The following is a 4,829-nucleotide window of genomic DNA, read 5'->3' on the forward strand; positions in this document are numbered from 1 at the left end:
GCGTCGCACCGACCGACCGGCGGCCCGGCGGCCGTCCCGCAAGCCGCGACGCCCACCGAAGCTCGCCGACTCGCGGCTGCGGCTGCGGCTGGGCACCGTGCTCGCGCTGACCCGGTTCGCCGTCTGCGGGCTCCGGTGGAGCTTCCTCCCGGCGGTCGACGCCCCGGCCGGCGAGTTCGCCTTCCGGATCGCCGGCCCGGACGGCCGACCGGTCACCCGGTACGAGGTGGCGCACGACAAGCAGATGCACCTGATCGTCGCCCGACGGGACCTCTCCGGCTTCCGCCACGTCCACCCCGAGCTGGCCCCGGACGGCACCTGGCGGGTCGACACCCCGGTGGCCGGCCCCGGGCAGTGGCGGGCGTTCGCCGACTTCACCCCGACCGGGGGTGAGCCGCTGACCCTCGGCGTCGACGTGACAGTCCCCGGCGAGCTGACCGAACGGCCGTTGCCCGCCCCGGCGACCAGCACCACCGTCGACGGCTACACGGTCACCCTGACCGGTGCGCCGCAGCCGGGCCGCACGTCGTCGCTGACCCTGAGCATCAGCCGGGACGGGCAGCCGGTCACCGACCTGGAGCCCTACCTGGGCGCGTACGGGCACCTGGTGGCGCTGCGCCGGGGTGACCTGGCGTACCTGCACGTGCACCCGGACGGGACGCCAGGCGACGGGCGTACCCAGCCCGGCCCGGCCGTCACCTTCCTCGCCGAGGTGCCCTCGGCCGGCAGCTACCGGCTCTACCTCGACTTCAAGCACGGCGGGCAGGTGCGCACCGCCGAGTTCACCGTCGTCGCCGGCGCTGCCCCGGCCGGAGACGTCAGCGGCCCGAGCGGGCCCGCGCCGACCGGCACGGCCGACCACGGCACCCCCGGGCACGGACACAACTGACGGGACCAGACGATGACCACCACCAGCAGACCGCTGCCCGAGGCGCCGAACCGGATCGAACTCGCGATCAGTGGGATGACCTGCGCCGCGTGCGCCGCCCGGATCGAGAAGAAGCTCAACCGGATGGACGGGGTGAGCGCCACCGTCAACTACGCCACCGAGAAGGCGACAGTCCGGTACGCCGACGACGTCACGCCGGACGACCTGATCGAGACCGTCCAGAAGACCGGTTACACGGCGGCGCTGCCGGCCCCGCCCAGCGCGGAGCCTCCGGTCGACCCGTTGCGGGGCCCGCGTACCCGGCTCTGGGTCTCGGTGGCCCTGAGCGTGCCGGTGGTCCTGCTGGCCATGGTCCCGGCCTGGCAGTTCGACTACTGGCAGTGGCTGTCGCTGACCCTGGCCGCCCCTGTGGGCGCTCTTCCTCGGTGACGCGGGGATGCCCGGGATGACGCACCCGTTCCGCTTCGACATCACCCGCACCGACGGCGCCGGCAACATCTACCTGGAGGCGGCCGCCGGGGTCACCGTGTTCATCCTGGCCGGCCGCTACTTCGAGGCCCGGTCCAAGCGCACCGCCGGTGCCGCCCTGCGGGCCCTGCTCGACCTCGGCGCCAAGGACGTGGCGGTGCTGCGCGACGGCGTGGAGACCCTGATCCCGGTGGACCGGCTCGTCGTCGGCGACCGGTTCGTGGTCCGCCCCGGCGAGAAGATCGCCACCGACGGGGTGGTCGACGAGGGCACCTCGGCTGTCGACGCCAGCATGCTCACCGGTGAGTCGGTGCCGGTCGAGGTGGCCCCGGGCGACGGCGTGGTGGGCGCGACGATCAACGCGGGCGGGCGGCTGATCGTCACTGCCACCCGGGTCGGCGCGGACACCCAGTTGGCCCGGATGGCTGACCTGGTGGAGCAGGCGCAGAGCGGCAAGGCGGCGGTGCAGCGGTTGGCGGACCGGATCTCCGGAGTGTTCGTGCCGATCGTCATCACCCTCGCCGTCGGCACGCTGGGCTGGTGGCTCGGCACCGGGGCGGGCCCGACCGCCGCGTTCACCGCCGCCGTGGCCGTGCTGATCATCGCCTGTCCGTGCGCGCTCGGCCTGGCCACACCGACCGCGTTGCTGGTCGGCACCGGTCGGGGCGCCCAGCTCGGCGTGCTGATCAAGGGCCCGGAGGTGCTGGAGTCGACCCGCCGGGTGGACACCGTGGTGCTCGACAAGACCGGCACCGTGACGACCGGCCGGATGACGCTGGTGGACGTGGTGCCGGCCAGCGGTGTGGACCGGGCCGAGCTGCTCCGGCTCGCCGGCGCGGTGGAGGCCGCCTCCGAGCACCCGATCGCCCGTGCGGTCGCCGTCGCGGCCACCGATGCGGGCGTGCTGCCCCCGGTGACCGGCTTCGGCAACCTCGAAGGGCTGGGGGTGACCGGCACTGTCGACGGCCGGGCCGTACTGGTCGGCCGGGTGCGGCTGCTGCGCGAGCGCGGGTTCGACGTACCACCGGAGGTCGAGTGGGCAGTGCGCGACGCGGAGGCCGCCGGCCGGACGGCGATCGTCGCCGGCTGGGACGGGCGGGCCCGCGGCGTGCTCGCGGTCGCCGACGTCGTCCGGCCGAGCAGCCGGGCGGCGGTGGCCCGACTGCGCGGGCTGGGGCTGACCCCGGTCCTGCTCACCGGGGACAACACCACAGTGGCTCGCGCTGTCGCCGCCGAGGTGGGTGTCGACGAGGTGATCGCCGAGGTGCTGCCGGCCGGGAAGGTCGACGTGGTCAAACGGCTCCAGGCCGAGGGACGGTCGGTGGCGATGGTGGGTGACGGGGTGAACGACGCCCCGGCACTGGCCCAGGCCGATCTGGGGCTGGCCATGGGCACCGGCACCGACGTGGCGATCGAGGCGGCTGACCTCACCCTGGTCCGGGGCGACCTGGACGCCGCGGTGGACGCCATCCGGTTGTCCCGACGCACGCTCGGCATCATCCGGGGCAACCTGTTCTGGGCGTTCGGATACAACGTGGCGGCCCTGCCGTTGGCCGCCGCCGGGCTGCTCAACCCGATGATCGCCGGTGCCACGATGGCGCTCTCGTCGGTCTTCGTGGTGGCCAACAGCCTGCGGCTGCGTCGCTTTCGTCCGGCCGCTGCCGATCTGTGACGACGGTGACGGTTGAGCCGGTGACAGTGGGGGTACCTCTGTGGGTGTAGCGACGCTGGCAATGGAGGTTGGCAATGGGATTCGACGACAAGATCAACAACGCCACCGAGGACGCGACCGGCAAGCTGAAGGAAGGCGCCGGTCGGGCCACCGACAACGAGCAGCTGGAGGCGGAGGGTCGCGCTGACCAGTCCACCGCCAAGCTCAAGCAGGCGGGCGAGAAGATCAAGGACGCCTTCAAGAGCTGACGTACGACGTAACCCGCACGCCGGGCCGGTGATCATCACCGGCCCGGCGTGCTGTGTGTCCGGGCCTTTCCGCGACCCTGAGATCCCCCTGATTCCGCTTTCGTCCCACCCTGCCGCGCGCCGGCACCTGCTAACTTTCCTTGGCATGTGCAAGGGCTGGTTATGAGCACCGCTCCACCGCCGACCGGCGACGACCTGGTCCGGGTGCTGGCCACCCTGGCCAACCCGCACCGGCTGCGGGTCGTCGCCGCGCTGGCCCGCGAGCGTGCGTACGTCAGCGGGCTGGCCCGGCAACTGGGCATCAGCCGGGCGCTGTTGCAGGTCCACCTACGGAAGCTGGCGGCGGCCGGGTTGGTCACCGCTCGCCTGGAGTTGTCGGAGGACGGGAAGGCCATGAACTACTACGAGGTGGAGCCGTTCGTGCTCACACTCACCCCCGCGGTCATCGCGGCGGCCGTCGAGACGCTGACCGTGCCCGACTCGGGCGAGCAGCCAGGAGCCCCGCGATGAGCGAGCACGACTGGACCGAGGTGGTCGGCGCGATCGGCATCTTCGGCTTCCTGATCAGCGTGGTCACCGTGACCGTCGTCCAGATCGCCAAGACCCGGCGGGCCCGGTACGAGGCGGCCCGCGCGGACGACTACCGCCGGCTCGCCGAGACGGCCGCGCAGGCCCAGGCGGAGAACACCCGACTGCTCGCGGCGATGGATGGCCGGCTCGGCGGGATGGAGACCCGGATGACCACGCTGGAACGCGTCCTGCGCGAGGTCGACTGACCCGGCGGGCGAGAGGCCCCGGGCCGTCGAGCGGCTACTCGACGGCCCGGGTGGAAGCAGCATCACCTCGCCCAGTGGGCGAGTTTCACCGGCAACGCTCCTTCGATGAGAGGACAGCACCTCATGCTGCGCGTACGCAAATCCGCAGTGGGCTGGGCGGTCGCCCTGGCCCTCACGGCCGCCGGCCTGACCCCGGCGAGCCCGGCCGCCGCCCGACCACAGCCCGCCCCGACGATCGACTGGCGGCCCTGCGCCGCGGACGCCAGCGCCGAGTGCGGCACTCTGTCGCTGCCGGTGGACTGGAACCGCCCCCGGGGTGAGCGCTTCGACCTGTCGTTGGCCCGCCGGGTCGCCAACCCGGCCACCCGGCAGGGCGCGCTGGTCTTCGGCCCCGGCGGGCCGGGCGACAGCGGGGTCGACCGGGTGGTGAACGGCAGCTCCCGCTTCAGCGACGACCTGCGTGCCCGGTTCGACATCGTCAGCTTCGACCCACGCGGCACCGGCGGCAGTCACCCGGTGATCTGTGCCCGGGACCTGCTCGCCCGGCAACCGCAGCTGATCGCCGACCAGGCCCAGTTCGATGCCGTCCTGGCCGACAACGCGCTGCTGCGCGCCGACTGCCGGGCCCGCACCGGGGCGCTCTACGACCACGTCGACACCACCAGCGCCGCCCGCGACCTGGACGCGGTCCGCGCCGCGCTCGGTGAGCGGCAGCTGACCTTCCACGGCAGCTCGTACGGCACCCTGCTCGGGCAGCGGTACGCCGAGCTGTACCC

5 protein-coding genes and 1 pseudogene are annotated in these 4,829 nt (G+C 73.2%); all 6 read left to right on the forward strand.

Going from position 1 to position 4,829, the window contains the following annotated elements; all coding sequences use genetic code 11:
• Positions 1 to 889 (forward strand): hypothetical protein (locus tag KBX53_RS22585; RefSeq protein WP_247676055.1); only part of this gene is annotated, 889 nt, incomplete at its 5' end.
• 12 nt (positions 890 to 901) lie between these two features.
• Positions 902 to 3,029, forward strand: a pseudogene (locus tag KBX53_RS22590) (heavy metal translocating P-type ATPase).
• A gap of 74 nt (positions 3,030 to 3,103) precedes the next feature.
• Positions 3,104 to 3,277, forward strand: coding sequence for a CsbD family protein (locus KBX53_RS22595; RefSeq protein ID WP_036410891.1), 174 nt, complete (start codon positions 3,104 to 3,106; stop codon positions 3,275 to 3,277).
• A 162-nt stretch (positions 3,278 to 3,439) separates the two neighbouring features.
• Complete coding sequence (locus tag KBX53_RS22600; RefSeq protein ID WP_030329532.1) at positions 3,440 to 3,787, forward strand: helix-turn-helix domain-containing protein; 348 nt, start codon at positions 3,440 to 3,442, stop codon at positions 3,785 to 3,787.
• Positions 3,784 to 4,053, forward strand: a complete 270-nt coding sequence (locus KBX53_RS22605; RefSeq protein WP_030329531.1) for a hypothetical protein — start codon at positions 3,784 to 3,786, stop codon at positions 4,051 to 4,053. The genes KBX53_RS22600 and KBX53_RS22605 overlap by 4 nt, the downstream gene beginning before the upstream one ends.
• A gap of 105 nt (positions 4,054 to 4,158) precedes the next feature.
• A partial coding sequence (locus KBX53_RS22610; protein WP_247676056.1) for an alpha/beta fold hydrolase occupies positions 4,159 to 4,829 on the forward strand: 671 nt, incomplete at its 3' end.

The sequence above is a fragment of the Micromonospora sp. M51 genome (genome assembly GCF_018070305.1).
Lineage (GTDB): Bacteria > Actinomycetota > Actinomycetes > Mycobacteriales > Micromonosporaceae > Micromonospora > Micromonospora parva.

Bases quoted from the DNA above. Each gene is read 5' to 3' on its own strand.
- KBX53_RS22595 (WP_036410891.1), top strand. From the start codon at position 3,104: ATGGGATTCGACGACAAGATCAACAACGCCACCGAGGACGCGACCGGC.
- KBX53_RS22605 (WP_030329531.1), top strand. From the start codon at position 3,784: ATGAGCGAGCACGACTGGACCGAGGTGGTCGGCGCGATCGGCATCTTC.
- KBX53_RS22600 (WP_030329532.1), top strand. From the start codon at position 3,440: ATGAGCACCGCTCCACCGCCGACCGGCGACGACCTGGTCCGGGTGCTG.